Here is a 24,353-nt window from a genome sequence, read left to right as displayed (position 1 = left end):
CCGGGATCGGACATGATGCGCGCTTCACATTCCCTCGCCGGCATCGGCATCGGCATCGCGGTCGCGCTGGTCGCGGTGTCGCCCGCCGATGCCAGGCTGTTCGGCAAGAAGGGGCCGGCGGAGGATTTCTCCGCCGCCCGCCTCGCGCCCGTGGCGCAGCCCGAGGCCGCGCCCCAGCCCAACGGGGCGATCTTTCAGGCGTCGGGCGGCTATGCCGCGCTCTATGAGGGATGGCGCGCGCGCCGGGTCGGCGATCCGCTGACGATCGTGCTGGTCGAGCGCACCGCCGCATCCAAATCAGCCTCGTCGAAGCTCGATTCGGGTGGCGGCTTCGGCCTTACCCCGCCCAGCACCGGCCCGCTTTCGCTGTTCAAGCCGACCGACGCCGCGGCGAGCGGCACGCGCAACTTCAAGGGCACCGGCACGACCGATCAGGCCAATTCGCTCACCGGCGCGATTTCGGTGACGGTGGCGCAGGTTTACCCCAATGGCACGATGCTGGTGCAGGGCCAGAAACATGTCACGCTCAATCGCGGGGACGAGGTGGTCCAGATCAAGGGCATCGTCCGGATCGCGGATATCGACCTGGACAATAACGTGCTGTCGACCCGCGTGGCCGATGCGCAGATCGCTTATACCGGCCGGGGCGATGTCGCCCGCGCCAGCCGCCAGGGCTGGCTGAGCCGCTTCTTCCAGGTGGTGAGCCCGTTCTGATGACCAGCCTCGTTCTGCCCCGCCTTTCCGCGCGCCACACCCGCCGTCACGGCGGCTGGTGGCTCGCGTTGATCGCGCTTCTTGTCGCGATCCTGCCGGCCAATCCCGCCGGCGCCGATCGCATCAAGGATCTCGGCGGCTTTCAGGGCATCCGCTCCAACCAGTTGACGGGTTACGGCATCGTCGTGGGCCTGCCCGGCACCGGGGACGACAACCTTGAATTCACCGTGCAATCGGTGAAGGCGGTCGCCTCGCGCTTCGGCCTGCAACTGCCGCCGAACGTCAATCCCGGCCTCAAGAACGCGGCGGTGGTGATGATTACCGCCGAACTGCCCGCCTTCGCCAAGCCCGGCCAGCGGATCGACATCACCGTCGCATCGGTCGGCAAGGCGAAATCGCTGCGTGGCGGCGCGCTGGTGCTGACCCCGCTGCTCGGCGCGGACGGGCAGGTCTATGCGATGGCGCAGGGCAATCTCGCGGTCGGCGGGCTGGGCGCGGAAGGGAAGGACGGATCGCAGATCGTCGTCAACGTGCCCTCCACCGGGCGTATCCCCGAGGGCGCGACCGTCGAGCGCGCGGTCGCCACCGGCTTCGATCGGACGCCGACGCTCACCTTCAACCTCGCGCGTGCCGATTTCACCACCGCGCAGAATGTCGCCGCGGTCATCAACCAGCGGCTCGGCTTCGGCACCGCGCAGGCGACCGACGCGGTATCCGTCTCGGTGCGCGCGCCGGTTGGCGCCGATGTGCGCGCGACGCTGATGTCCGAGATCGAGAACCTCGATGTGGTCGCCGCCGAGCCGCCCGCGAAAGTAATCGTTAATGCCCGGACGGGAACGGTCGTTATAAACTCTGCGGTTCGGGTGGGTCCGGCCGCGGTGACGCACGGCAAGCTGACCGTGCGCATCGATGAAAGCCAGCGGATCAGCCAGCCTGCTCCGTTCAGCCAGGGGCAGACCGCGATGCAGCAGAAGTCGCGTCTCGCCGTCGATGAGGAGCACCGCCCGATGTTCTTGCTCGCGCCGGGGCCAAAGCTGGCCGATGTGGTGAAGGCGGTGAACGCGATCGGTGCCTCGCCCGCCGATCTCGTCGCGATCCTCGAAGCGCTGAAGGAAGCGGGCGCGCTCAAGGCGGAGCTGATCGTGCTATGACCGACACGATCGCCAGCGCCGTCGCCAAGACGCAGATCACCGGCGCGACCGGGCTGGATACCGGCCTGTCGCGCGCGGCCTCGAAGGAAAATCTCGCGAAAGCGGGGCAGCAGTTCGAGGCGGTGTTCACCGGCATGATGCTGAAATCAATGCGCAGCGCAAAGCTTGCCGATCCGCTGTTCGACAGCAAAGCGCTCGATACGTTTCGCGACATGCAGGATCAGAAGATCGTGCAGCAGATGGCGCAGCACGCGCCGATCGGCATCGGCAAGGCGATGACCGATTTCCTCGCGCGATCGCAACCCGATCTTAACCATGATGGCTCCACGAAAAGCTGATGGCCGACCTGCTCTCCATCGGCGCTTCGGGCGTGCGCACGTATCAGACGGCGCTTTCGACGGTGTCGGAGAACATCGCGAACGTCGGCAATACGTCTTATTCGCGCCGCTCGATCAACGTGAAGGAGGTCGCCGCGCCGGCGGGGCTGCTCACCGCCGCCTCGGCGATGAACGGCTATGGCTCGATCGCGGCGGGCGTCAATCGCGCGTCGGACATGTTCAAATCGGCCGCCGTGCGCGCATCGGGCGCGGACCTCGCGCGGACAGAGGCGGGATCGGTGTGGCTCGGTCGCATCCAGTCCGCGCTTACCGGGCCTGACCTTTCGACGAGCCTGACGAGTTTCTTCAACGCCGCCAAGGCGGTCGCCGCCGATCCGGGATCGAGCGGGCCGCGCGCGACGATGCTGGAAAACGCCACCACCGTTGCCGGCGCGTTCGCCGCGACGGGCGATGCGCTGGCGCAGGTGACCGCCGATCTTGATGCCACCGCCGATCAGGCGACCGCCAGCCTCAACGCGCTCGCCACATCGCTCGCCAAGGTGAACGAGGGGCTGGGGCGTGTCGGCGCGAACAGTGCGCAATCCGCCAGCCTCTCCGACCAGCGCGACGCGATCCTCGATCAGATGAGCGCGCTGGTTGACGTGAACGTCACGTTCGACGCGGCGGGCCGCGCCGCCGTCCGTGCGGGCGGCTCCGGCGGGCCGGTGCTCGTATCGGGCAATGATGCCGCGACCGTCACTTATGCGCGCAACGCATCGGGCGCCGTATCCTTCGCGGTGCAGCGTGGCGGCGATTATGCCGCGCTCGCGCCGAACGGTGGGGCGCTGGGCGGCATCGTCGACGGGGCGCAGCGCATCGCCGACACCCGCGATCAACTCAACAATCTTGCGACCAGCTTCGTGAGCGGCGTCAACGCGCTTCAGGCGCAGGGGCGCGATCTCAACAACAATGCCGGCCAGCCGATGTTCGCCGTCGGCGCCGCGCCGACCGACATATCGCTCGCGCTCGCCGATCCTTCGGGCATCGCCGCCGCCGCCGTGGGCGGGGGCACGCGCGATAACAGCAACATCCTCCAGTTCGACAGCCTGCGCACCACCGCCGGGTTCGAGAACAAGCTGACGACTATGATCTCCACCAATGCCGCCGCGCTACAGAGCCGCAATACCGTGGCCGCCGCGCAGGGCGCGATCCATGATGGCGCGATTTCGGCGCGCGATGCGGTTTCCGGCGTCGATCTCGATACCGAGGCGGTCGATCTGCTCAGGTTTCAGCAAGCCTATTCCGCGTCGAGCCGCATCATCCAGGTGGCGCGCGATACCTTCCAGTCGATTCTGGATATCCACTGATGACGATCGCTCCTTCCACCAATCTGTTCTATGATCGCTCGGCTGCGTCGATGCGTTCGCTCACCGCGCAGGTTGCCCGCGCCAATCAGCAGATCACCGCGCAGACCAACATCCTCGCGCCGTCGGACAACAGCCTCGCGTGGCAGCGGCTGCAGGATCTGTCGCGCGCGGACGCCAATGACACGGCATATTCCGGCAATGTGTCGATCGCGAAATCGGTGCTGGCGCAATCGGATTCGGCGCTCGGCCAGATCGGCGATCAGTTGCAGCAGGTTTCGACGCTGCTCGTCCAGGCGGCAAGCGGCACGATCACGCCGGCGGGCAAGGCCGCGGTCGCCAGCCAGCTCAAGGATATCCTGACCACGATTCTCACCACCGCGAACGCCAGCGACATTCGCGGCGGGCCGCTGTTCGGCGGCAGCGAGGGCGGACCGGCGGTGGTGCAGAATGCCGATGGCTCGCTCGGCTTCGGTAGCGGCGAGGCGGCGTCGATCCCGATCGGCGACGGCCAGTCGGTGCAGCCGGGCAACAACGCCGCGGGTTTCCTAAAGACCGGCACGAGCGATCTGGGCACCGCGATCACCGCGATGATCGCCGCGCTCAACGCCAATACCGATATCCCGGCGAGCGCGACTGATACGCTGCGCAAGGTCGCCGATCAGGTGACCGGCACGCAGGCGTCGATCGGCGCGCGCGCGGCGCGGGTCGATATCGTCGCGGGGCAGATCGAAAGCGCGAAGATTGATCGTTCGGCTGCGCGCACCGATGTCGACGGATTCGATTATTCGACCGCGATCACCGATTTGCAAAAGACGATGACCGTGCTGCAGGCGACGCAGGCGAGCTTTTCCAAGCTCTCCGGCATGTCGCTGTTCCAATATCTGCGTTGATCCGGCGCGTGGCATCGCGTCGATCAACCAAAAACAACGGTGGTTAACCTGATGGCGACGAACGCACGATAACCACGAATCGGATTTCTGTTTGCCCTGGGGGGTTGCTCGATGTTTCCGGCCATTGGCCTTGTTGTTCTCCTCGGGATGGTTTTCGGCGGCTTCGTGATCACCGGCGGCGCGCTGGGGCCGGTGTTCGAAGCCATTCCGCACGAGATGCTGATTATCGGCGGCGCCGCCGCCGGTGCGCTCATCATCGGCAATTCGGGCAAGGAACTGAAGGCGATGGGCGCGGGCCTGGGCAAGGTCTTCAAAGGCCCGAAATACAAGAAGCAGGATTATCTCGACACGATCTTCCTCGTGTCGAAGCTGATGAAGATGCTGCGGATGGAAGGGCCGATCGCGCTTGAGCCGCATGTCGAAGACCCGAAATCTTCCGCCGTCTTCGCCGAATATCCCCGGCTTGTCGCCGATCATACGCTCGTCAGCCTGATCGCGGACACGCTGCGGCTCGTCGTCGTCTCCTCCGGCACGCTTGACGTTCATGCCGTGGAGGAGGTGATGGATAATGCGATCAAGACGCATCACCATGAGGTGGAGGGGCCGCAGCACACGCTGAGCAGCCTGGCCGATGCGCTTCCCGCGCTCGGCATCGTCGCGGCGGTGCTGGGCATCGTCAAGACGATGGGGTCGATCGACAAGCCGCCGTCGATCCTCGGCGCGATGATCGGATCGGCGCTGGTCGGCACCTTCATGGGCGTGCTGCTCGCCTATGGCATCGTCAATCCGCTCGCCAACCGGCTGAAGCAGGTGATCGAGGCGGATGCCGCGATCTACAATGTGGTGAAGCAGATCATCATCGCCTCGCTCCACGGCCATCCGCAGCCGCTGGTGATCGAGGCCGCGCGCTCCGGCATCGCACACAAGAACCAGCCCGGCTTCGCCGAAGTGTTCGATGGCTTGCGGGGGCGGTGATGCCTGATCGGCTCACGTCGATGGGCGGCGCCGGACCACGCCGGTGCGCCAGAGGCGCCGAATAATGCCCGCGCGCGCGCCGCACGGCACCAACCAGCCGCCCAAGATCATCTACAAGAAGGTCTATATCGAGGGCCATGGCGGCCACCACGGCGGGGCGTGGAAGGTCGCCTATGCCGATTTCGTGACCGCGATGATGGCGTTCTTCCTGCTCTTGTGGCTGCTTGGCGCGACGACGGAGAAGCAGCGCAAGGGCATCGCGGACTATTTCGCGCCCACCGTGCTCAACACCAAATCGCTCGGCATCGGCGGCTCGGGCCTGTTCGGGGGCAAATCCGTCGTCAGCGATCAGAAGACCGGGCCGGAGGAAGGCAATTCGCGCCTCCCAACGCTCGTCGCGCGGATCGACAATGAGGCGGGCGGAAAGATGATGGGCGCGGGCAAGAAAGGCTCGCTGCGCAGCCCGGAGGCGGTGGCGGCGGAGGACCGGCGCAACTTCGCCGAACTGCGCCGCAAGGTGCTGGAGCAGATCGGCGCGCGCAAGGATCTCGCCAGGCTATCCCGCCATATCCGCTTCGTGATGACGCAGGACGGGATGCGCATAGATCTGATCGACGACGCCAATTATTCGATGTTCGCGCTTGGCACGACCGTGCTGGAGCCGGCGGCGTCTGAACTGATCGGGATGGTCGGCGACAGTATCGGCAAGACGAGCAATCCGATCATGATCCGCGGGCATACCGATTCGGTGCCCTATGGCGATCCGCGCGCGATGAACAACTGGACGCTCGCCACCGGCCGCGCCGAGGCGACCCGGCGGCGGCTGGCGCTCGCCGGTATTCCCGAGGTGCGCTTCAACCGGATCGAGGGCGTCGCCGATCGCGAGCCGATCATCACCGATGATCCCGGCGACCCGCGCAACCGCCGCGTGGCGATCACCCTGCTTTATCGCGCGGGCGTGTTCGGCCGCTGAGCATCCGGCATATTGCTATTCGCGACCGGGCGTTCGCGCACTTCGGCGGGGCCGGTGCGCGAGGTGACGTTCGCCGGCTCGGCGGAGCAGCCGGCGAGCAGGATCAGCGCGGGGATCATCCGGCAACAGCGCATCGCCCGATCCTACCCGGCTGGCGCGGCGCGCGAAACCCGCTATGCGAGCCCGCGTAATTCATGGAGGCGTAGATGCAGTCAGTTGGCGTGATCGGTGCGGGGCAGATGGGTGCGGGGATCGCGCAGGTCGCCGCGCAGGCGGGCTATCGCGTCCTGCTCGCCGATGTCGACAAGGCGCGCGCCGAGGCTGGCAAGGCGGGCATCGCCAAGCGGCTCGCCCGCGATGTGGAGAAAGAGAAGATCGACGCCGCGACGCGCGATCGCGTGCTGGAGCGGATCGAGCCGGTCGATGGCGTGGCGGCGATGGCGCCGTGCGCGCTGGTGATCGAGGCGGCGACCGAGCGCGAGGAGATCAAGCGCGCGATCTTCGCCGAAGTGAGCAAGGTGCTGGGCAAGGATGCGGTGCTCGCGTCGAACACTTCCTCGATCCCGATCACGCGGCTGGCGCAGGCATCGCCCGATGCGGCGCGCTTCATCGGGGTGCATTTCTTCAATCCCGTCCCCGTGATGGGGCTGATCGAGGTGATCCGCGGGCTCGCCACCGCCGATGCGACGGTGAAGCGCGTCGAGGAATTCGCGGGCGCGCTCGGCAAGCAGGTGGTCCATGCCAATGATGCGCCGGGCTTCATCGTCAACCGCATCCTGATGCCGATGCTCAACGAGGCGTGTTTCGCGCTGGGCGAGGGCGTGGCGACGATCCGCGACATAGATCTCGCCTGCCAGCTTGGCCTCAATCACCCGATGGGGCCGCTGACGCTCGCTGATTTCATTGGGCTGGATACGTGCCTTGAGATCACGCGCGTGCTGCACGAGGGCACCGGCGATCCGAAATTCCGCCCCGCGCCGCTCCTGGTGAAATATGTCGAGGCCGGCTGGTATGGCCGCAAGACCGGGCGCGGTTTCTACGATTATTCGGGCGACGCGCCGGTTCCGACGCGCTGATCCTGCTTAAAGCCCCTCCCCTATAGGGGAGGGGTAGGGGGTGGGGGATGTCTCACCGAGGCTATCCCTTTGACTGCCCCACCCCAACCCCTCCCCTGAAGGGGAGGGGCTTAAGGTGATTCAGAACACCGCCGCTACCAATTGCCGGAACGCATCCGCGCGGTGGCTGATCGCGTGCTTCTTCGCCTGATCCATCTCGCCGAACGTCTCGCTCCCGCCATCGGGGAGGAACATCGGATCATAGCCGAAGCCCTTCTCCCCGCGCGGTGGCCAGACGAGGGTGCCGTCGACGCGGCCCTCGAACCATTCGACATGGCCGTCGGGCCAGGCGAGCGCGAGCGCGCAGACGAAATGCGCGTCGCGCGGCGCATCGTCGATCCGCGCGAGATTGCCCTCGATCCGGCGCATCGCCTCGCCAAAGTCCTTCGTCTCGCCCGCCCAGCGCGCCGAGAAGATGCCGGGCTCGCCATCGAGTGCGGCAACGCACAGCCCCGAATCGTCAGCCAGCGCAGGGAGGCCGGACAGGTCCGCCGCCGCGCGCGCCTTCAGCTCGGCATTCGCGACGAATGTGGTGCCGGTCTCCTCCGGCTCGGGCAGGTCGAGTGCGGCGGCCGAAACCACCTCCAGCCCGTGGCCGGCAAGCAGCTCGGCGATCTCGCGCACCTTGCCCGGATTGTGGCTGGCGATGACCAGCTTGCCCGCCGCGAGTTTGCGGATCGCCTGCGGCTCCCGGCCTTCGCCGCTCACGCGACCGCCCTCGCCTGTGCCGCGAAGATCTCGCCGCAGCCGATCCGCGCGAGGCGCAGCAGGCGCAGCAGCGATTCCTCGTCATAGGTGGCGTGTTCGGCGGTGGCCTGCGCTTCGGCGATATGGCCGTTTTCGAGCAGCACGAAATTGCCGTCGGCGTCGGCGTTCGAATCCTCGTCGTAATCGAGATCGAGCACCGGATTGCCCTGGAAGATGCCGCAGCTCACCGCCGCCACCTTCTGGGTGATGGGATCGCTCGTCAGCTTGCCGTCGCGCAGCAACCCGTTGACCGCGAGCCTGAGCGCCACCCACGCGCCGGAAATGGCGGCGGTGCGGGTGCCGCCATCGGCCTGGATCACATCGCAATCGAGCGTGATCTGGCGCTCGCCGAGCGCGGCCATATCGGTAACGGCGCGCAGGGATCGCCCGATCAGCCGCTGGATTTCCTGCGTGCGGCCGGATTGCTTGCCCTTTGCCGCCTCGCGGCTGCCGCGCGTATGGGTGGCGCGGGGCAACATGCCATATTCGGCGGTGACCCAGCCCTGGCCCTTGCCGCGCAGGAAGGGGGGAACGCGTTCCTCGATGCTTGCGGTGACGATCACTTTCGTGTCGCCGAAGCCGATCAGCACCGATCCTTCCGCATGGCGGGTGAAGCGGGGTTCGATGGTGATTGCGCGCATCTGATCTGCCGCGCGGCCGCTGGGACGCATCCCTGAAATCTCCTGTGGTTCCGGCGAGCGGCCCTACGAGGTGCGCCGGGCGGTGGCAATGGCCGGGCCTGCGTGAAAACCCGTAGGGCGTAAGGCGCCTGTCAGCATCGGGTGAGACAATATGCTGCTGGCGCGCGGCAGGCGCGCCACCGGGGTTGCAGGAGTGATGGCGATGACCACGGTTTCGAAATTCCCGGTGCTCCCGCTGGTGGCGCTGATCGCCGCCGGGGCGCTTGCGGGCTGCACCACCACCGGCACCGGCGTGGGCGATTCGGGCGCGTCGGGGCTGACCGCGACGTTTAGCTGGAAGGCGCAGGGCGCGCGCACCGGCGAGATGATGGCGCAGCTCAGCAACGGCCAGAATTATACCGGCACCTTCTTCCAGATCACCAGCGAAACGCGTGTCGACGATCTCGGCCCGCTCTGGGCCGGCTGGGGGCCGATGGGCGGCGGCTTCTATGGCCGGCGCGGTTACTGGCGCGGCGGCTGGGGTGGCTGGGGTGGCTGGGGCTATTGGGGTCCGTCACAGGAATTCCTGACGCATTATTCGGGCAAGGTTCTCGCCAATCTCACTGGCCCGGATGGGCGGATGCGCTGCCGCTTCACGCTGATCCGGCCATCCGGCGGGATGGGCGGCGGCGGCGAAGGCCAGTGCCAGCTTCCCGGTGGCGGCACGCTGAACGCAACCTTCGCGCCATCGCGATGAGCGGGCGGCGGTGCGCGCCTGATGAGCGAACGGTGCGGGTCTCGAGCCGGGAGGTGAGCGCGTGCGGCTGCTGATCGTGGACGACAATGCCGAACTGGCCGAGGCGCTGGCTGCGGCGTTTCTCGGGCGCGACATCCGGTGCGACATCGCGACCACCGCGCGCGATGCCGAACAGCTTGTCACCACCACCGATTACGCGGCGATGGTGCTCGATCTCGGTCTGCCAGACGAGGATGGGCTGGCGCTGCTCCGCCGTCTGCGCGCGCGGCGCCTCAACGTGCCGGTCATCGTGCTCAGCGCGCGCGGTACGGGCGAGATGCGGGTGCTCGGGCTAGAAAGCGGCGCGGACGATTATCTGGTCAAGCCGTTCCTGTTCGTCGAGCTGCACGCCCGGCTGGCGGCGGTGCTGCGGCGGCAGGGCGGCTATGTCGAGGATGTGCTTCGCGCCGCCGATCTGACGCTCGACACGCGCAGCCGCGAGGTGCGCGCGGGCGATGCGCCGGTGTCGCTGTCGGTGCGCGAGATCGAACTGCTCGAACTGCTGATGCGCCGCGCGGGGCATGTCGTGCCCAAGCGCGTGCTGGCCGATCAACTGTTCGGCGCAGGGGACGCGCTTGGCTCGAACGCGGTCGACGTTTATGTCCATCGCGTGCGCCGCAAGCTCGAAGACTGCGCGGCAGTGAAGGTGCAGACGGTGCGCGGGATAGGTTACATGCTATCCACCGCCTGATGCCGCGCCTTCCACGCTCCCTCTTTGGCAAATTGCTCCTCGGGCAGATCGCGATCATCCTGATCGTGGCGATCGCGCTGCCGCTGCTGCTGTCGCGCATGTTGAACGACACCGCCAATGCCTTCGTCTCCGCTCGGCTCGAGCGCGAGGCCACCGCCTTCGCGCACGGCAGCGCGGTGGGGGAACGGCCGGCGTCGCACGAGCGCGGCAACCGCTTCTTCGCCCTGTTCGATGCGCAGGGAAATGCGCTGCTGGCGCGTCCGCGGGTGCTGCCGTTCGATCTCGCCGATCTGCCGCATGGGCCGGCGCGGACATTCGGCACCTGGGGCCGCTATGACGTGCTCACCCGCCCGGTGAACCTGGCCAGCGGCGCGCGCGGATGGGTGGTGGTGGCGCAGGATCGCACGCATCCCGAAGAAATCGTCGACGACGTGGTCCGCTCCTTCCTCCGGCGTTTCGCCTGGGTGATCGGCGCGGCGCTGCTCGGGTCGCTGCTGCTGTCGTTCATCGTGCTGCGCCATGTGACCGGCAGGTTCCGTGACGCGGCGACCGATGCGGATGCGATCGGCCTGCCCCGGCTCGACGCGCGGATCGAGGAGGCGCGGATGCCGACCGAGGCGATGCCGCTCGTCCATGCCACCAATCGCGCGCTCGGTCGGCTGGAGGCGGGGTATCGCGCGCAGGGCGATTTCATCGGCAATGTCGCGCATGAACTGCGCACCCCGCTCGCGTTGATCTCGCTTAGGCTGGAGCAGCTTCCGGCGACGCCCGAGCGCGACCAGATCGGGCGCGCGGTGGATCAGGCCAATCACGTCATCCGCCAGTTGATCGACCTTGCCGCGATCGACCGGCTGCATCCCGAGCTTGGCATGGTCGATTCGGTGGCGGTCGCGCGCGACGCGGTGGAGGCGATGGTGCCGATCGTCTATCGTTCCGGCCATAGCATCGCCTTCGAGGAGCCGGACGAGCCACCGCGTCGCGTGCGCGGGGTGGCGGAATTGTTGCAGATCGCGATCGCCAACCTGATCGACAATGCGGTGCGCCATACCCCGCCCGGCTCGGCGATCGTCGTGTCGGCGGCGGCGGACGGTTGCCTGACGGTGGAGGATGATGGCCCCGGCCTCGCGGTCGATGCGCGCGATACCGCCGCGCGACGCTTTCGACGGGGAGATACCGCGCGCAGCGACAGCGCGGGGCTGGGCCTGTCGATCGTCGAGCGAATCCTTGGCGTGTGCGGCGGCAGCCTCGAAACCGGCAGCAGCCCGGCGGGCGGGGCGCTGCTCCGGCTGCGGCTGGACGCGACGCCTTTGCCGTAGCGCGCGCCCTTCCACCCGCGCGGCTCCCGCCTTAAGACGCGTCTTTGCTCCAACGAAAGCGTTTCATGCCCTCCGACCAGCCGTCTGCGGTCAGCGTCACCGAATTGTTCACGATCGGGATCGGCCCGTCGAGTTCGCATACCGTCGGCCCGATGCGCGCCGCCAAGGCGTTCGCGCGGGAAATCGTCGATGCCGGGCTGGTGCCGGCGCGGGTGCAGTGCGAATTGTTCGGATCGCTCTCGCTCACCGGGCGCGGGCACCATAGCGATCGCGCGGTGCTGCTCGGGCTGTCGGGCGAGACGCCGGAGGCGGTCGATCCCGCCGCGATCGAGGGGCTGGTCGCGGCGATCGGTGCCGACGGACGGCTGGCGCTCGATGGGCGCGTGCCAATCGCGTTCGATATCGCGGGCGATCTGCTGTTCCGCCCCGGCTTCCTCCCTGCGCATCCCAATGCGATGGTGTTCACCGCGACACTCGACGACGGCAGCGAGGTCGTGCGGCGTTATTATTCGATCGGCGGCGGCGTGATCCGGCAGGAGGGCGCCGAGCCGGAACGCGCCAATCGCCAGCCGCGCCATCCGTTCGGATCGGCGGCGGAATTGCTCGCGATCGGCGCGGCGGAGGGGCTGGCGATCGCCGATATCGTCCGCGCCAACGAACGGGCGTGGCGCGACAATGCGGAGACCGACGCGTTCCTCGATCGCGTGCGCGATGCGATGAGCGGCTCGATCGAGCGCGGTTGCGCGGCGACCGGCGAACTGCCCGGCGGGCTCAAGGTGCAGCGCCGCGCGCGCGCGATCCGCGAGAAGCTGCTCGAACGCGGTCCGCGCAGCGACCCCAGCATCGTGTTCGAATGGGTGAGCCTGTGGGCGCTGGCGGTGAACGAGGAAAATGCCGCCGGTGGCCGCGTCGTCACCGCGCCCACCAATGGCGCGGCGGGGGTGATCCCGGCGGTGCTGCGCTATTACGAAACCTTTGTTCATGGCGCGACGCGCGAAGGCGTGCGCAGGCTGTTGCTGACGGCGGCGGCGATCGGGATGCTCTACAAGAAGCGCGCGTCGATATCGGCGGCGGAAATGGGGTGCCAGGGCGAGGTCGGCGTCGCTTGTTCGATGGCGGCGGGCGGGCTGGTCGCGGCGCTCGGCGGGACGAACGCGCAGATCGAGAATGCCGCGGAGATCGGCATGGAGCATAACCTCGGGCTCACCTGCGATCCGATCGGCGGGCTGGTGCAGATTCCGTGTATCGAGCGCAACACGATGGGCGCGATCAAGGCGATCAACGCCGCCTATCTCGCGCTGCATGGCGATGGGCGGCATATCGTCAGCCTCGATCAGGTGATCGAGACGATGCGCCAGACCGGCGAGGACATGCGCTCGAAATACAAGGAAACGAGCCTTGGCGGGCTGGCGGTGAACGTGGTGGAATGTTGAGGGGGCGAGCAAGCCCCTCCCCTGAAGGGGAGGGGCTGTTGAGGGAGTAGCGTCGCGGCGGAGCCGCGCCGTCGACCGGCGGGTGCGGGCACCCGCCGCCGGCCGGGCTTGTTCGTCTCGCAGGTTGCATCGCTACCTGCGTGCGAACTACGCCGCGAACTGGTTCATCGTATTGTGCTTGCCGCCGGCCTTCAGCGCGGCTTCTCCAGCGAAATATTCCTTGTGATCGTCGCCGATGTCGGAGCCGGACATGTTCTGGTGCTTCACGCAGGCGATGCCCTGGCGGATTTCCTGCCGCTGCACGCTTTTGACATAGCCCAGCATAGCCGCGTCGCCGAAATATTCGCGGGCGAGATTGTCGGTGCTGAGCGCGGCGGTGTGATAGGTCGGCAGCGTGATGAGGTGGTGGAAGATCCCCGCCCGCGCCGCCGCGTCCTTCTGGAAGGTGCGGATGCGCTCGTCCGCCTCGCGTGCCAGATCGGTATCGTCGTAATCGACGCTCATCAGGCGCGCGCGATCATAGGATGATACGTCCTTCGCCGCCGCCGCCCAGCGATCATAGACCTGCTGGCGGAAGTTGAGCGTCCAGTTGAAGCTAGGCGAATTGTTATAAACCAGCTTCGCATTGGGCACGACTTCCCGGATGCGATCGACCATGCCGGCGATCTGCTCGATATGCGGCTTCTCCGTCTCGATCCACAGCAGGTCCGCCCCGTTCTGAAGGCTGGTGATGCAGTCGAGCACGCAACGATCCGCGCCCGTGCCCTCGCGGAACTGATAGAGGTTCGACGGCAGCCGCTTCGGGCGCATCAGCCTGCCGTCGCGCTCGATCACCACGTCGCCGCGCAGGGTGGAAAGGTCGGTCACCTCCTCGCAATCGAGGAAGGCATTATACTGATCGCCCAGATCGCCTTTTTCCGTGCTGTACGCGATCTGCTTGGTGAGCCCCGCGCCGAGCGAATCGGTGCGCGTGACGATGATCCCGTCGTCCACGCCCAGTTCGAGGAACGCATAACGGCAGGCGCGGACCTTCTGGAGGAAATCCTCGTGCGGCACGGTGACCTTGCCGTCCTGATGGCCGCACTGTTTCTCGTCGGACACCTGATTCTCGATCTGGAGCGCGCAGGCCCCGGCCTCGATCATCTTTTTGGCAAGCAGATAGGTCGCCTCGGCATTGCCGAAGCCTGCGTCGATATCGGCGATGATCGGCACGACATGCGTTTCGTAATTGTCGATCGCGTTGGTGAGGCGCTGCGCCTCCATCTCATTGCCGCTCTCGCGCGCGGCATCGAGATCGCGAAACATCATGCCCAGTTCGCGCGCATCGGCTTGCTTCAGGAACGTGTAGAGTTCCTCGATCAGCGCGGGAACGCTGGTCTTTTCGTGCATCGACTGATCGGGCAGCGGGCCGAAATCGCTGCGCAGCGCCGCGACCATCCAGCCGGAGAGATAGAGGTATTTCCCCCTGGTCGTGCCGAAATGCTTCTTGATCGAGATGAGCTTCTGCTGCCCGATGAAGCCGTGCCAGCAGCCGAGCGACTGGGTGTAGGCCGCCGGATCGGCGTCATAAGCGGCCATGTCGCGGCGCATGATCGCGGCGGTATGGCGCGCGATATCCAGCCCGGTGCGGAAGCGGTTCTGCAACTGCATCCGCGCCACCGCCTCCGCGTCGATCCCGTCCCAGCTTCCGTTGAAGCTGCGGATCAGCGTGTCGGCGCCGGCGATCTTTTCCTGATAGGTCACGGAATATTGCTCCTTCGACTATGCTGGCCGGGCGCTGGAAATGTCCGCCGACGCGCGCGGCGCCGGCGGACACCTTTCCTCCCCAGGAACTGGTGGTCAGCCGAGGCGGCCGAGGCGGTGATAGAGGTTTGAGAATTTGGCCGAGCGCGGATCGTCGGCGATCTGCTTCACGTAGCTGGCGACCGCTTCCTTCATCAGATCGAAGTCCTCGGTCGAAAACACGGCGCGGGCGCGCTGTGGCTCCTTGGTCATGTCGTGGCTCCTGCTTCGTTCGGCGTGGCCGCCGGATGGAAGTGTGATAATCCACGAAAACGCGCCGCAAGAGCCGTAATCGCACCGAAATCGTGTCGCGCGGTGGCGTGAAACGCGTTAATATGAGTATTATTGTAAAGTATTTTACGAAAAGGTAGGGCAATGGCGCGGGACAAGCTGCTGGCGGGTCATGCGGTGCGGCGGCTCAGGCGGCGCACTGGGCTGACACAGGCGGCGATGGCGGAGATGCTCGCGATCTCGCCGAGTTATCTCAACCTGATCGAGCGCAACCAGCGCGCGCTTCCCGCCGCGCTCCTGGTGCGGCTGGCGGAGCAATTCGATTTCGATCCGCGCGCGCTGGCGGCGGGCGAGCCGGGCGGGGGCGCGGCGGCGATCCGTCGGCGGCTGGCGGATCCGTTGTTCGCCGATCTGGAAATCGACCGGCATGAGGTGGAGGAATGGCTTGCCGCCGCGCCCGGCGGGGCGGAGGCGTTCGCGCGGGCCTTCGATCGCGCCGGTGGCGGGGTGGCGGCGGTCGGAGAAGCGCGGGACGATGCGATGACCGCGGTGCGCCGCGAGATCGAACGCTGGCGCAACCATTTCCCCGATCTCGACGCGGCGGCGGAATCGCTCGCCGATGAGGTGCGGCTGGTCGGCGCGGATCTCTACGCCGGGCTGGTGGAGCGCCTGCGCGTCAGGCACGGCCTGTCGATCCGCATCCTCCCGGCGGACGTGATGCCCGATCTGCTACGTCGCCTCGATCTCCACGCGCGGCAATTGCAGCTCAATGAACTGCTCGATCCGCCCGCGCGAACCTTCGCGCTGGCGGCGCAACTCGCGCAGCTTGAGGCGCGGGCGGAGATTGACGCGCTCGCGCGTGGTGCGGGCTTCGCCGATCGCAACGCCGAGCGGTTGTTCCGCCGCCATCTCGCGAGCTATTTCGCCGCCGCGGTGATGATGCCCTATGCGCGTTTCCTGCGGGCGTGCGAGGCGACCGGCTATGACGTGAGCCTGCTCGAACGCCGCTTCGGCGCGAGCTTCGAGCAGGTTGCCCACCGGCTGACCACGCTGCAACGTGTCGGCGCGCGTGGCCTTGCCTTTTTCATGATCCGCATTGATCGCGCGGGGCAGGTGTCGAAGCGTTACGCCGGGGCGAGCGGGGCCGCGCTGGTGGAGGCGAACGGGCGCTGCCCCTTGTGGCGGCTGCATCGCGCGTTTGATCGGCCGGGCGGCCTCGCGGTGCAACTGGTGGAGCTGGAGGATGGCGCGCGCTGGGTGATGCAGGCGCGCGCTGTCGGCGCGCCCGGTGGCCGCGCCGATGCCGCCCCGCATGAGGTGGTGGCGGAATTCGCCGTCGGGCTGGGCGTCGCCGCGGCGCATTCGGCGGGGCTGGCCGCCGCGCGCGGGCTCGATCTGAGCGGTGCGGCAACGCCGATCGGGCTCGGCTGCCGTGCCTGCCTGCGCGCCGCCTGCCCACAACGCTCCGCCGCGCCCGAGGGGCGCGCGCTGCTGGTCAACGATCGGGAGCGCGGCCTCTCCGCGCTCAGCTTCGCCGAAGACTAAGGCCTGGCGGTTTCCCAGCCGAGGCCAAGCGCCTTCTGGATCGCGATATAGTCGTTCGTCATCACGGCGGTCGCCTGACTCAGCGATTGTTCGGCGGACGCGCGCTGGCGCTCGGCATCGAGCACGTCGATCATCGTCGCGGTGCCGGCGTCGAAGCGCTGGCGCATCAACCGCGCCGCGCGATCGGCGGAGGCGAGGCTGCGCGCCGCGCTCGCCACCGTCAGCCGCCGCGCGGCATAGCGCGAGAGCGAATCCTCCGCGTCGCGCAGCGCCCCCAGCACCGCGCCGCGATATTGCGCCGCCGCCTCGTCACGCGCGCCCTCCGCCTGCCCGACCCGCGCGGCATTGCGCCCGAAATCGAGGAAGTTCCACGAAAGTTGCGGCGCGGCGATCGCGGAGAGATTGCCGAGATCGAACAGGTCGCCTGGCTTGCTGCCGCCGATCCCGATCAACCCCATGAAGCTGAGCCGGGGGAATTTCGCGGCTTCCGCCACGCCGATCTTCGCGGTTGCCGCGGCAAGCTGACGCTCCGCCGCGCGCACGTCGGGGCGGCGCTGGAGCAATGCGGCGGGATCGCCCACCGCGACTTGCGCCGGAGGCAGCGGCACCGCGCGCGTATCGCCCAGCACCGCATCGAGCGCGCCCGGCGCCTCGCCGACCAGCGTGGCGAGCGCGTTGAGATAGGCGTCACGCTCGGCGGTGAGCGGCAGGATCGCGGCGTCGCTCTGCTCGGCGAGATTGCGCAGCCGTTCCACATCCAGCGCCGATGCGGTGCCGGCGGTGTGGCGCTGTTCGGTGAGCTTCAGCATCGCGTGCTGGCGCTCGGCTGCCTGCCGCGCCAGCACGATGCGCTGCTGGCGATCGCGCAGGTTGATATAGGTCTGGGCGATGTCGGCGGTCAGCGACACCTGCGCATCGGCGAGCCTGGCCTCAGCCGCGCCGATCGAAGCCTGCGCCGCTTCCACCTTGCGGCGCTGGCCGCCGAACAGATCGATCTCCCAGCTCGCGTCGAAGCCGGCGTTATAAAGGTTGAGCGCGGTCGATCCGCCCCCGCCCGATCCGCCGAAGTTGACGCCGGGCAATTGCGCGTGGACGAAGGTTGCCTGCGCATTGCCGCTCGGTAGGCCGTTCGCCCGCTCCAGCCGCATCGACGCGCGCGCCTGTTTCAGCCGCGCCTCGGCGATCTGCACATTGGGGTTGGCGGCAAGCGCGCGGCGCTCCAGCTCGTCAAGCGCGGTGTCGCCCAGCGTGTTCCACCATGGCGCGACACCGGGCGCGGCGTTGATCGTGCCGTCCGCGGCGCGGACGAATCCGGCCGGGGGCCGGGCCGCGCCGGCGGGTGCCGGGCCGCCATAATCGGGGCCGACCGTACAGGCGGCCAGCGCGACAAGCGGCAGAAGGATCAGGGGGGTACGCATTTTTCAGGAAACCTCAGTGCATCGCGATCGCCTGCCCCTTGGGCAGCGGTCGCAGGAACAGGACGAGGGGAACCACGATCGCTATGCCGACCGCGAGCAGCCAGAAGATATCGTTGAAGGTCATCACCAGCGCCTCGCGCTGGATCGTGCCGGCCATGGCACGCAGCGCCGCATCCGCCCCGCCCAGCATCTGGCCGAGGCCCGCGAGATAATCCTGCACCAGCCCCGAATTGGCATCGAGCGACGCCTCGATCCGCCGGCTGTGCAGCCACATCCGCTGATCCTGGACCGTCGCGATTCCCGCCAGCGCGAACGAGCCGCCAAGGTTGCGCACCGCGTTGAACAATCCCGCCGCGTCGCCGGCATCCTCCGCCGAAACCGAAGCGATCGCGGCCTGATTGAGGAACAGGAAGCACAGGATCGTGCCGATGCCGCGCAGCAATTGCGATTCGACGAAGGCGCCGCCGGCCGATTGCGCGGAGAGCGTGGTGTCGAGCCAGCAGCTCGATGCCATGATGAGCAAGCCGGCGGCCACGGCGATGCGGATATCAATGTGCCGGATCATCAATGGGGTGAACGGCATCAGCATCAGGCTGGGGATGCCCGACAGCAGCACGATCTTGCCCGCCTGAAGCGCATCATAATCGGCGATCGCGGCGAGGAATTGCGGGATCACGTAAGAGGTGCCGTACAGCACCATGCCGACGACGATCCCCATCATCGCCACCGATCCGAACTGGCGATCGAGCAGCAGGCGAAGCTTGATTACCGGGCGCTTGGCGAAAACCTGCCCGGCGAACAGCAGGATGAAGCCGAGCGCGGAAACCAGCGACAGGATAACGATCTCGCGGCTCTGGAACCATTGCTCGCGCTGGCCCTCCTCCAGCACCACGGTCAGCCCGCCGAGGCCGAGCGCGAGGCCGGCGATTCCCATCCAGTCGGCGTTGAACAATTCGCCGAGATGCGCCTTGCGATGCGGCATCGCGACGAGCAGCAGCGTGACGAGCATGATGCCGATCGGCAGGTTGATGAAGAAGGCGTAATGCCAGCTCACATTCTCGGTCAGCCAGCCGCCCACCAGCGGCCCGAGCACCGGCCCCAGGATCGCGGTGACGCCGAACAGCGCATTGCCGATCGGCTGCTGCGATCGGGGCAATCGCGTGGCGATGATCGTCATCGCGGTGGGGATCAGCGCCCCGCCGGTGAAGCCCTGGCCGACCCGCCCGATAATCATCATCGTCAGGTTGGTCGAAATGCCGCACAGCATCGAGAAGCCGGTGAACAATATCGTGGCGATCAGCAGGAAGGTGCGCAGGCCGAGCATCCGTTCCAGCCATGCCGAAAGCGGGATGATGACGATTTCCGCCACCAGATAGGCGGTGGCGATCCAGGTTCCTTCCGTCGCGCTCGCGCCGATCTCGCCCTGGATCGTGGGGAGCGACGAATTGACGATCGAGATGTCTAGCGTCGCCATCATCGCGCCGAGGCTGCCCGCGCCCACCGCCAGCCAGGCGGCGGCGTCGGCGCGTTCCGGCAATCCCTGTCGGGATGTTGCCGCGGCGCCGTGCGGCGCATCGGCGGTGGCGGCGCTCATTTTCCGATCCGCTCGTTATGCTGTTCCTGCTCGCGCCGGATGCGGCTCGCGGCATCCTTTGCCGAACGGGTATCGACGGTAACCTCGACCGACAGGCCCGGCACGAGCAACGCGCGCGTCTCCGGCCCGGGGCTGATCGCGATCCGCACCGGCACGCGCTGGACGATCTTGGTGAAATTGCCCGTGGCGTTCTGCGGCGGCAGCACCGAGAATTGCGCGCCCGTGCCCGGCGAGACGCTGGCGACGCGGCCCGGAATCTCCACGCCGGGAAGCGCATCGACGCGCACCGACACCGGCTGGCCGACCCGCACCAGCCCAAGCTGCGTTTCCTTGAAATTGGCGTCGATATATAGATCGCGCACCGGCACCAGCGTCATCAGGCGGGTCGCGGCCTGAACGAACTGGCCCTGCCGCACGGTCTTGTTGCCGACGCGCCCGTCGATCGCGGCGCGGATCAGGGTTGCGCCGACATTGGTGTTCGCGGCGGCGAGTTGCGCGCGCGCGCCCTCGCCCTGCGCCAGCGCCTGTTTGACCTGTGCCAGAAGCGTGCCGACGCGGCGTTCGGCGCTGACCAGCGCGGCCCCAGCCGCCGCGACCTTGGCATCGGCCTGAACCGCGTCGTTGCGGAGCTGCGAGAGCCGCTCGCGGGTTTCCGCGCCCGACGCGGCGAGTGGCTGGTAGCGTGCCGCCTCGCTATGCGCGAAGGCAGCGGCGGTCCGCGCGGCGGCGAGATCGGCGCGCGCGCGGACGATCGCGGCCTGCTGCTCGCTGATCTGCGCCTGTACGCCGGCGGCATTGGCTTTCGCCACGTCGATCTGCGCCCGGCTCTGCGCGGCCTGCGCATCATAGTCGCGCGGGTCGATCCGGAGCAGCGGCTCGCCAGCCTTCACCGCCTGATTGTCGGCGACGAACACCTTGTCGACATAGCCGGAAATCTTCGGCGACACCGTAACCGCATCCGCCTGCACATAGGCGTCGTTGGTCGATTGCTGGAACTTTCCGAAGCTTTCGTAGCGGATGAACCAGGCGATTCCGCCGATCAGCGCGCCCGCGATGACGATGATGAGGATCAGGCGGACGCGCGGATTCTTCAGCGGGGAGGGGCGTTCCTCCGCCGGCTGCGTCGCGATGGGGTCGGGCGTCTGATCGGCCATGATGGTTCCTGGATTCGGTTGGCGGGCGCCCCAATGCTCGCAGTTGCAGCATAATGCAATACCATGTATTGAGGTTCCTCATGAAATGCGACGATCAACTCATCAAGAACCTCGCGACCGTCTATCTTCACGTCCAGCGGCGCCTGAATCGCGAGCTTGCGCGTGAAGGCACGTCGCTTGCGCGGACCAGGATGCTGCTGTTCGTCCAGTCGCGGGATGGCACGGCGCGCGCGGCGGATATCGCCGAGTTGTTCGATCTCGCGCCACGCACCGTGACGGAGGCGCTCGACGGGCTGGAGCGCGATCACCTGGTCGAGCGCGTTGCCGATCCCGCTGACCGGCGCGTCAAGCGAGTCGCGATCACCGCGGCTGGCGCGCGTGCGCTCGCCGCCGGCGAACCGCTGCGCCAGCGCCTGCTCGCCGAGCAATTCGCCGCGCTCAGCGACGAGGAACATGGGGTGCTCGCGGCGTTGCTGGGCAAATTGGCCGAGTCGCTGAAGGAAGCATGATCGCCCTTCATCATGTGCTTGCGTCCGCGCACGCATGTGATACGCTCCATCATTCCTGTTGCAAGATGCCGCCAGAGCGTCGCGACGGACAGGAGATGGATGATGGAACGGATCAATTCCGGGGTTTGCCAATGTGACATGGGCTTGCTGGCCTGTGCGAGCGGCATCGCCCTGACGATCTTCGGCGTCGCTTTCGCGCTGCTCGGCTGATGCCGGCACGATAGCGGAGCGCCTTCCTCGCACACCGGCCTGTGCCGCGTGGTGATGAACGCCGTTTCCCCCGATCGGTTTATTTTCAGATAGTCGAAAGTCGCGCGCGAACCACGCGCCGCCGGCTGGTTGGCGATTGCGCCTCGCGCGCTAACTCCCTGTCATTTGTGGATTTTCATCCGAGGCGCGTCCGTTCCCGGTTGAGGCCGCGCGCCTCAATATGAAATTAAAATGAACTCAATTGGTCGCTCATCGTCATCGAAGTGTCACCGCGCTGCCGCGCGACCGAAATAGGGCGGCCTCCGACGGGCCGAAGCAGCCCGTATTTGGGGATAGAACACATGACGATTCTTTCGCGGGCGCGGCTGCGTCTCCTTGCCGGTGCCGCGCTGTTCGCGCTGCCCGCCGTGGCTCATGCCGCGCCGACCGCCGCTGATGCGGCCCCTGCCGATGCCGCGGCCACTGCCGAGCCTGATGCCAATGCGGACGGCGGCCTCAAGGATGTCGTCGTTACCGCGACCAAGCGGGAAACGAGCCTGCAAAAGACCCCGATCGCGATCGCGGTCGTCGATCCCACGGTCATCAAGGATCGCCATATCCAGAGCCTGATCGACTTCGCCGATGGCGGCGTTCCTTCGCTCCGCGTCGCGACGTTCGAGGCGCGCCAGTCCGCGCTCACCGTCGGCATTCGCGGCATCGTGCCGTTCGATCAGAACCAGACCGCGCGTGAGCCGGGCGTCGGCGTCTATGTCGATGGCGTCTATCTCGGCCGTTCGCAGGGGCTGAACGCCGCGTTGTTCGATGTCGAGCGGATCGAAGTGCTCAAGGGGCCGCAGGGTACTTTGTTCGGTCGCAACACCGAAGGCGGCGCGGTCAGCATCGTCACCAGGGCGCCGACCGGCGAATTCGGCGGCCGGGTGAGCGCGGGCGTGGGCAATTACGGCGCCCGCACCGGGGAGGCGCATATCGACCTGCCCGCGTGGCACAATATCGCGATCAAGGTGGACGGCGTCTATCAGCATCAGGATGCCACGGTGAAGAACCCGCTTGCCGGGCAACTCGGCTGGAACGCCTATGACCGCGTCGGCGGTCGTGTCGCCGCGCTGTGGACCCCGACGAGCGATTTCAGCGCCGAGGTCACTTTCGACAAGGCGGAGGACAAGAACACCCCGTTCTTCAGCCAGCTCGTGAACTATAACCCGACCGGGCTGCCCGTCGGCACGTTCGTCGGCAACACGCTGACGCTCAACGGCACCCCCTGCAACCAGAAGGCGCCGCTGGCCGCCAACGCCTGTATCGCGCCGCTGTCGCCGCTGGTCAGCGTGCATGGCGATCGCCAGAGCGCCTCCGATATCGGCGTGCCGCAGCAATGGTCGGTGGACAGGACGCAGGGCGTCGGCCTCAACATGAAGTACAAGGTCGCGCCCGAGCTGGAACTGCGCTCGATCACCGCCTGGCGGAAGGTCTCGACCAACCAGTTCGACAATTCGGGCGGCGCGGCGCGCGTGCCGTTCGCGCCCAACGGCAAGTTCAGCCGTTATTCGCTGTCCGATCTCTATCAGAGCCAGTTCAGCCAGGAGCTTCAGGCGGTCGGCAGCATCCCTCAACTCGATTACGTCGCCGGCCTCTACTATTTCTACGAACAGGCCCGCGAAACCGCGGCGACCCCGTCGTCGAACCAGTGGAACGCCGATGGCTCCGGCTATACGATCCTGCCGTCGCAGATCTTTGGCCCGATCACGTCGGGCAACAACGGGTGGGATTATAATTCGCGCTTCCTGCAGCGCGGCAGCTTCGCCCGCGCGCGCAGCTATGCGGCGTTCGGCCAGTTCACCTATACGCCGGACTGGGCGCCGGCCCTGCACCTGACCGCCGGCGCGCGCTACACCAACGACAAGCGCGACGGCACGCTCTATATCGTATCGGGCGTTTCGACGAACTGGCAGCTTCATTACAAGAAGAGCCGGCTCGATCCGATGGTCACGCTGGCGTTTGATGCGGCGCCGGGCGTCAATCTCTATGCCAAATATTCGACCGGCTATCGCGCGGGCGGCGCGAATGGCCGCTCATCGGATTTCGGACCTTTCGGCCCGGAAACGGTCAAGGCCTATGAACTCGGCGCGAAAATGGACTTCCTCCAGAATCGCGTCCGCCTGAACCTCGCGGGTTACATGATGGACCGCTCCGGCACCCAGATCGACTTCGATTATGTCGACACCAACCAGTTCCTGCCGGGCACCAATATCCCCAACCCGACCTTCAACCTGCATACGCAGAACACCGCCAATGCGCCGGGCATTTCGCGCATCCGGGGCATCGAGGCCGATCTGACCGTGAAGCCGGTCGACAACCTGACGCTCGGCCTGTCATACGCATATACATATACCCACGTGCCGCCGACGCCGAACCCGATCCCCGGCGCGACCTTTGGCGTTATCACCAACGTGTACACGGTCTATACGCCGCGGAACGCCGCCTCGGGCAACATCGACTATTGGCTTCCGGTGGGCAGCGACAGCAAGCTGCGCTTCCACCTCGATGCCAATTATGCCGATCCGCAGCACAGCTTCCAGGATCAGAGCCTGCTGACCGATTCGAGCTTTGTCGTGAACGGCCGCATCGCGCTGGCCGATATCCCGCTTTCGGGGAACGGCCAGAAGCTGACCGTTTCGGTGTGGGGCCGCAATCTGCTCAACGAACAGCATATGTATCGCGTCAGCAGCGAAAATGCGAAGACGCTTGGTTATTACGCCAATTTCAATCCGCCGCGCACCTTCGGCGTGGAGGGCGCGATCAACTTCTGAT

Annotated in this window: 23 protein-coding genes; 15 read left to right on the top strand and 8 right to left on the bottom strand. The window is 66.9% G+C overall.

From position 1 onward, the window contains the following. The first annotated feature begins 15 nt into the window (after positions 1–15). The 7 genes from Q0316_RS01355 to Q0316_RS01325 all read left to right on the top strand — a co-directional run bounded on the left by Q0316_RS01355 (position 16) and on the right by Q0316_RS01325 (position 6,387). On the top strand, positions 16–714 hold the full coding sequence (locus Q0316_RS01355; protein WP_298668755.1) for a flagellar basal body L-ring protein FlgH: 699 nt from the start codon (positions 16–18) through the stop codon (positions 712–714). Further along, on the top strand, positions 714–1,865 hold the full coding sequence (locus Q0316_RS01350) for a flagellar basal body P-ring protein FlgI (protein ID WP_298668518.1): 1,152 nt from the start codon (positions 714–716) through the stop codon (positions 1,863–1,865). Before Q0316_RS01355 ends, Q0316_RS01350 begins: the two co-directional genes overlap by 1 nt. Further along, positions 1,862–2,203 carry a rod-binding protein gene (locus Q0316_RS01345; protein WP_298668516.1) on the top strand — a complete coding sequence of 114 codons (342 nt, stop codon included), beginning with the start codon at positions 1,862–1,864 and terminating at the stop codon, positions 2,201–2,203. The genes Q0316_RS01350 and Q0316_RS01345 overlap by 4 nt, the downstream gene beginning before the upstream one ends. Further along, on the top strand, positions 2,203–3,549 hold the full coding sequence (gene flgK, locus Q0316_RS01340) for a flagellar hook-associated protein FlgK (protein WP_298668513.1): 1,347 nt from the start codon (positions 2,203–2,205) through the stop codon (positions 3,547–3,549). The genes Q0316_RS01345 and flgK overlap by 1 nt, the downstream gene beginning before the upstream one ends. After that, positions 3,549–4,439, top strand: coding sequence for a flagellin (locus Q0316_RS01335; protein WP_298668511.1), 891 nt, complete (start codon positions 3,549–3,551; stop codon positions 4,437–4,439). Before flgK ends, Q0316_RS01335 begins: the two co-directional genes overlap by 1 nt. 111 nt (positions 4,440–4,550) lie before the next feature. Then, entirely contained in the window at positions 4,551–5,414 is an 864-nt protein-coding gene (motA, locus tag Q0316_RS01330) for a flagellar motor stator protein MotA (RefSeq protein WP_298668509.1), read from the top strand. A 64-nt stretch (positions 5,415–5,478) separates the two neighbouring features. Next, complete coding sequence (locus tag Q0316_RS01325) at positions 5,479–6,387, top strand: flagellar motor protein MotB (protein ID WP_298668506.1); 909 nt, start codon at positions 5,479–5,481, stop codon at positions 6,385–6,387. Here Q0316_RS01325 and Q0316_RS01320 read toward each other — a convergent pair. Continuing rightward, on the bottom strand, positions 6,360–6,521 hold the full coding sequence (locus tag Q0316_RS01320) for a hypothetical protein (RefSeq protein ID WP_298668503.1): 162 nt from the start codon (positions 6,519–6,521) through the stop codon (positions 6,360–6,362). The two genes, Q0316_RS01325 and Q0316_RS01320, sit on opposite strands and share 28 nt — an antisense overlap. Before the next feature lie 72 nt (positions 6,522–6,593). Between Q0316_RS01320 and Q0316_RS01315 the strand changes: the two genes are divergently transcribed. Continuing rightward, positions 6,594–7,463, top strand: coding sequence for a 3-hydroxybutyryl-CoA dehydrogenase (locus Q0316_RS01315; protein ID WP_298668500.1), 870 nt, complete (start codon positions 6,594–6,596; stop codon positions 7,461–7,463). A 120-nt stretch (positions 7,464–7,583) separates the two neighbouring features. Here Q0316_RS01315 and rdgB read toward each other — a convergent pair whose 3' ends face one another. Together rdgB and rph are read right to left on the bottom strand one after the other, a co-directional pair. Continuing rightward, complete coding sequence (gene rdgB, locus Q0316_RS01310) at positions 7,584–8,210, bottom strand: RdgB/HAM1 family non-canonical purine NTP pyrophosphatase (RefSeq protein ID WP_298668494.1); 627 nt, start codon at positions 8,208–8,210, stop codon at positions 7,584–7,586. Continuing rightward, positions 8,207–8,920 carry a ribonuclease PH gene (gene rph, locus Q0316_RS01305; RefSeq protein WP_298668491.1) on the bottom strand — a complete coding sequence of 238 codons (714 nt, stop codon included), beginning with the start codon at positions 8,918–8,920 and terminating at the stop codon, positions 8,207–8,209. Before rph ends, rdgB begins: the two co-directional genes overlap by 4 nt. A gap of 172 nt (positions 8,921–9,092) precedes the next feature. Here rph and Q0316_RS01300 point away from each other — a divergent pair, with 172 nt between their 5' ends. The 4 genes from Q0316_RS01300 (at position 9,093) to Q0316_RS01285 (ending at position 13,105) form a co-directional block, all read left to right on the top strand. Then, the gene (locus Q0316_RS01300; RefSeq protein WP_298668488.1) at positions 9,093–9,626 is read left to right on the top strand and encodes a hypothetical protein; all 534 of its coding nucleotides are present in this window, start codon (positions 9,093–9,095) and stop codon (positions 9,624–9,626) included. Between the two features lie 61 nt (positions 9,627–9,687). Further along, positions 9,688–10,356: a response regulator gene (locus Q0316_RS01295; RefSeq protein WP_298668485.1), complete on the top strand. Its 669-nt coding sequence runs from the start codon at positions 9,688–9,690 to the stop codon at positions 10,354–10,356. Next, the gene (locus Q0316_RS01290) at positions 10,356–11,672 is read left to right on the top strand and encodes a HAMP domain-containing sensor histidine kinase (RefSeq protein ID WP_298668483.1); all 1,317 of its coding nucleotides are present in this window, start codon (positions 10,356–10,358) and stop codon (positions 11,670–11,672) included. Before Q0316_RS01295 ends, Q0316_RS01290 begins: the two co-directional genes overlap by 1 nt. 65 nt (positions 11,673–11,737) lie before the next feature. Beyond that, positions 11,738–13,105, top strand: coding sequence for an L-serine ammonia-lyase (locus Q0316_RS01285; protein WP_298668480.1), 1,368 nt, complete (start codon positions 11,738–11,740; stop codon positions 13,103–13,105). Positions 13,106–13,252: 147 nt separating this feature from the next. On the opposite strand, the gene Q0316_RS01280 is transcribed toward Q0316_RS01285, so the two are convergent. Together Q0316_RS01280 and Q0316_RS01275 are read right to left on the bottom strand one after the other, a co-directional pair. Then, positions 13,253–14,848, bottom strand: a complete 1,596-nt coding sequence (locus Q0316_RS01280) for an isocitrate lyase (RefSeq protein WP_298668477.1) — start codon at positions 14,846–14,848, stop codon at positions 13,253–13,255. Positions 14,849–14,944: 96 nt separating this feature from the next. Continuing rightward, the gene (locus tag Q0316_RS01275) at positions 14,945–15,100 is read right to left on the bottom strand and encodes a hypothetical protein (protein WP_298668474.1); all 156 of its coding nucleotides are present in this window, start codon (positions 15,098–15,100) and stop codon (positions 14,945–14,947) included. 162 nt (positions 15,101–15,262) lie between these two features. On the opposite strand from Q0316_RS01275, the gene Q0316_RS01270 reads away from it, so the two are divergent. Then, complete coding sequence (locus tag Q0316_RS01270; RefSeq protein WP_298668472.1) at positions 15,263–16,663, top strand: short-chain fatty acyl-CoA regulator family protein; 1,401 nt, start codon at positions 15,263–15,265, stop codon at positions 16,661–16,663. On the opposite strand, the gene Q0316_RS01265 is transcribed toward Q0316_RS01270, so the two are convergent. From Q0316_RS01265 to Q0316_RS01255, 3 genes are read right to left on the bottom strand one after another with little or no spacing between them, the layout of a single operon-like run. Beyond that, entirely contained in the window at positions 16,660–18,081 is a 1,422-nt protein-coding gene (locus Q0316_RS01265) for an efflux transporter outer membrane subunit (protein ID WP_298668469.1), read from the bottom strand. The two genes, Q0316_RS01270 and Q0316_RS01265, sit on opposite strands and share 4 nt — an antisense overlap. A 13-nt stretch (positions 18,082–18,094) precedes the next feature. Beyond that, positions 18,095–19,675: an MDR family MFS transporter gene (locus Q0316_RS01260; RefSeq protein WP_298668466.1), complete on the bottom strand. Its 1,581-nt coding sequence runs from the start codon at positions 19,673–19,675 to the stop codon at positions 18,095–18,097. Then, positions 19,672–20,829: an HlyD family secretion protein gene (locus tag Q0316_RS01255; RefSeq protein WP_298668463.1), complete on the bottom strand. Its 1,158-nt coding sequence runs from the start codon at positions 20,827–20,829 to the stop codon at positions 19,672–19,674. The genes Q0316_RS01260 and Q0316_RS01255 overlap by 4 nt, the downstream gene beginning before the upstream one ends. Before the next feature lie 68 nt (positions 20,830–20,897). Here Q0316_RS01255 and Q0316_RS01250 point away from each other — a divergent pair, with 68 nt between their 5' ends. Next, positions 20,898–21,338 carry a winged helix DNA-binding protein gene (locus tag Q0316_RS01250; protein WP_298668461.1) on the top strand — a complete coding sequence of 147 codons (441 nt, stop codon included), beginning with the start codon at positions 20,898–20,900 and terminating at the stop codon, positions 21,336–21,338. Positions 21,339–21,889: 551 nt separating this feature from the next. After that, a complete protein-coding gene (locus Q0316_RS01245; RefSeq protein WP_298668458.1) occupies positions 21,890–24,352 on the top strand; it encodes a TonB-dependent receptor in 2,463 nt (820 codons plus the stop codon). Position 24,353 lies beyond the last annotated feature (1 nt).

Source organism: uncultured Sphingomonas sp. (assembly GCF_937871615.1).
In the GTDB taxonomy this organism is placed as follows: domain Bacteria; phylum Pseudomonadota; class Alphaproteobacteria; order Sphingomonadales; family Sphingomonadaceae; genus Sphingomonas.
This window is presented reverse-complemented; position numbering and strand designations above follow the sequence as displayed.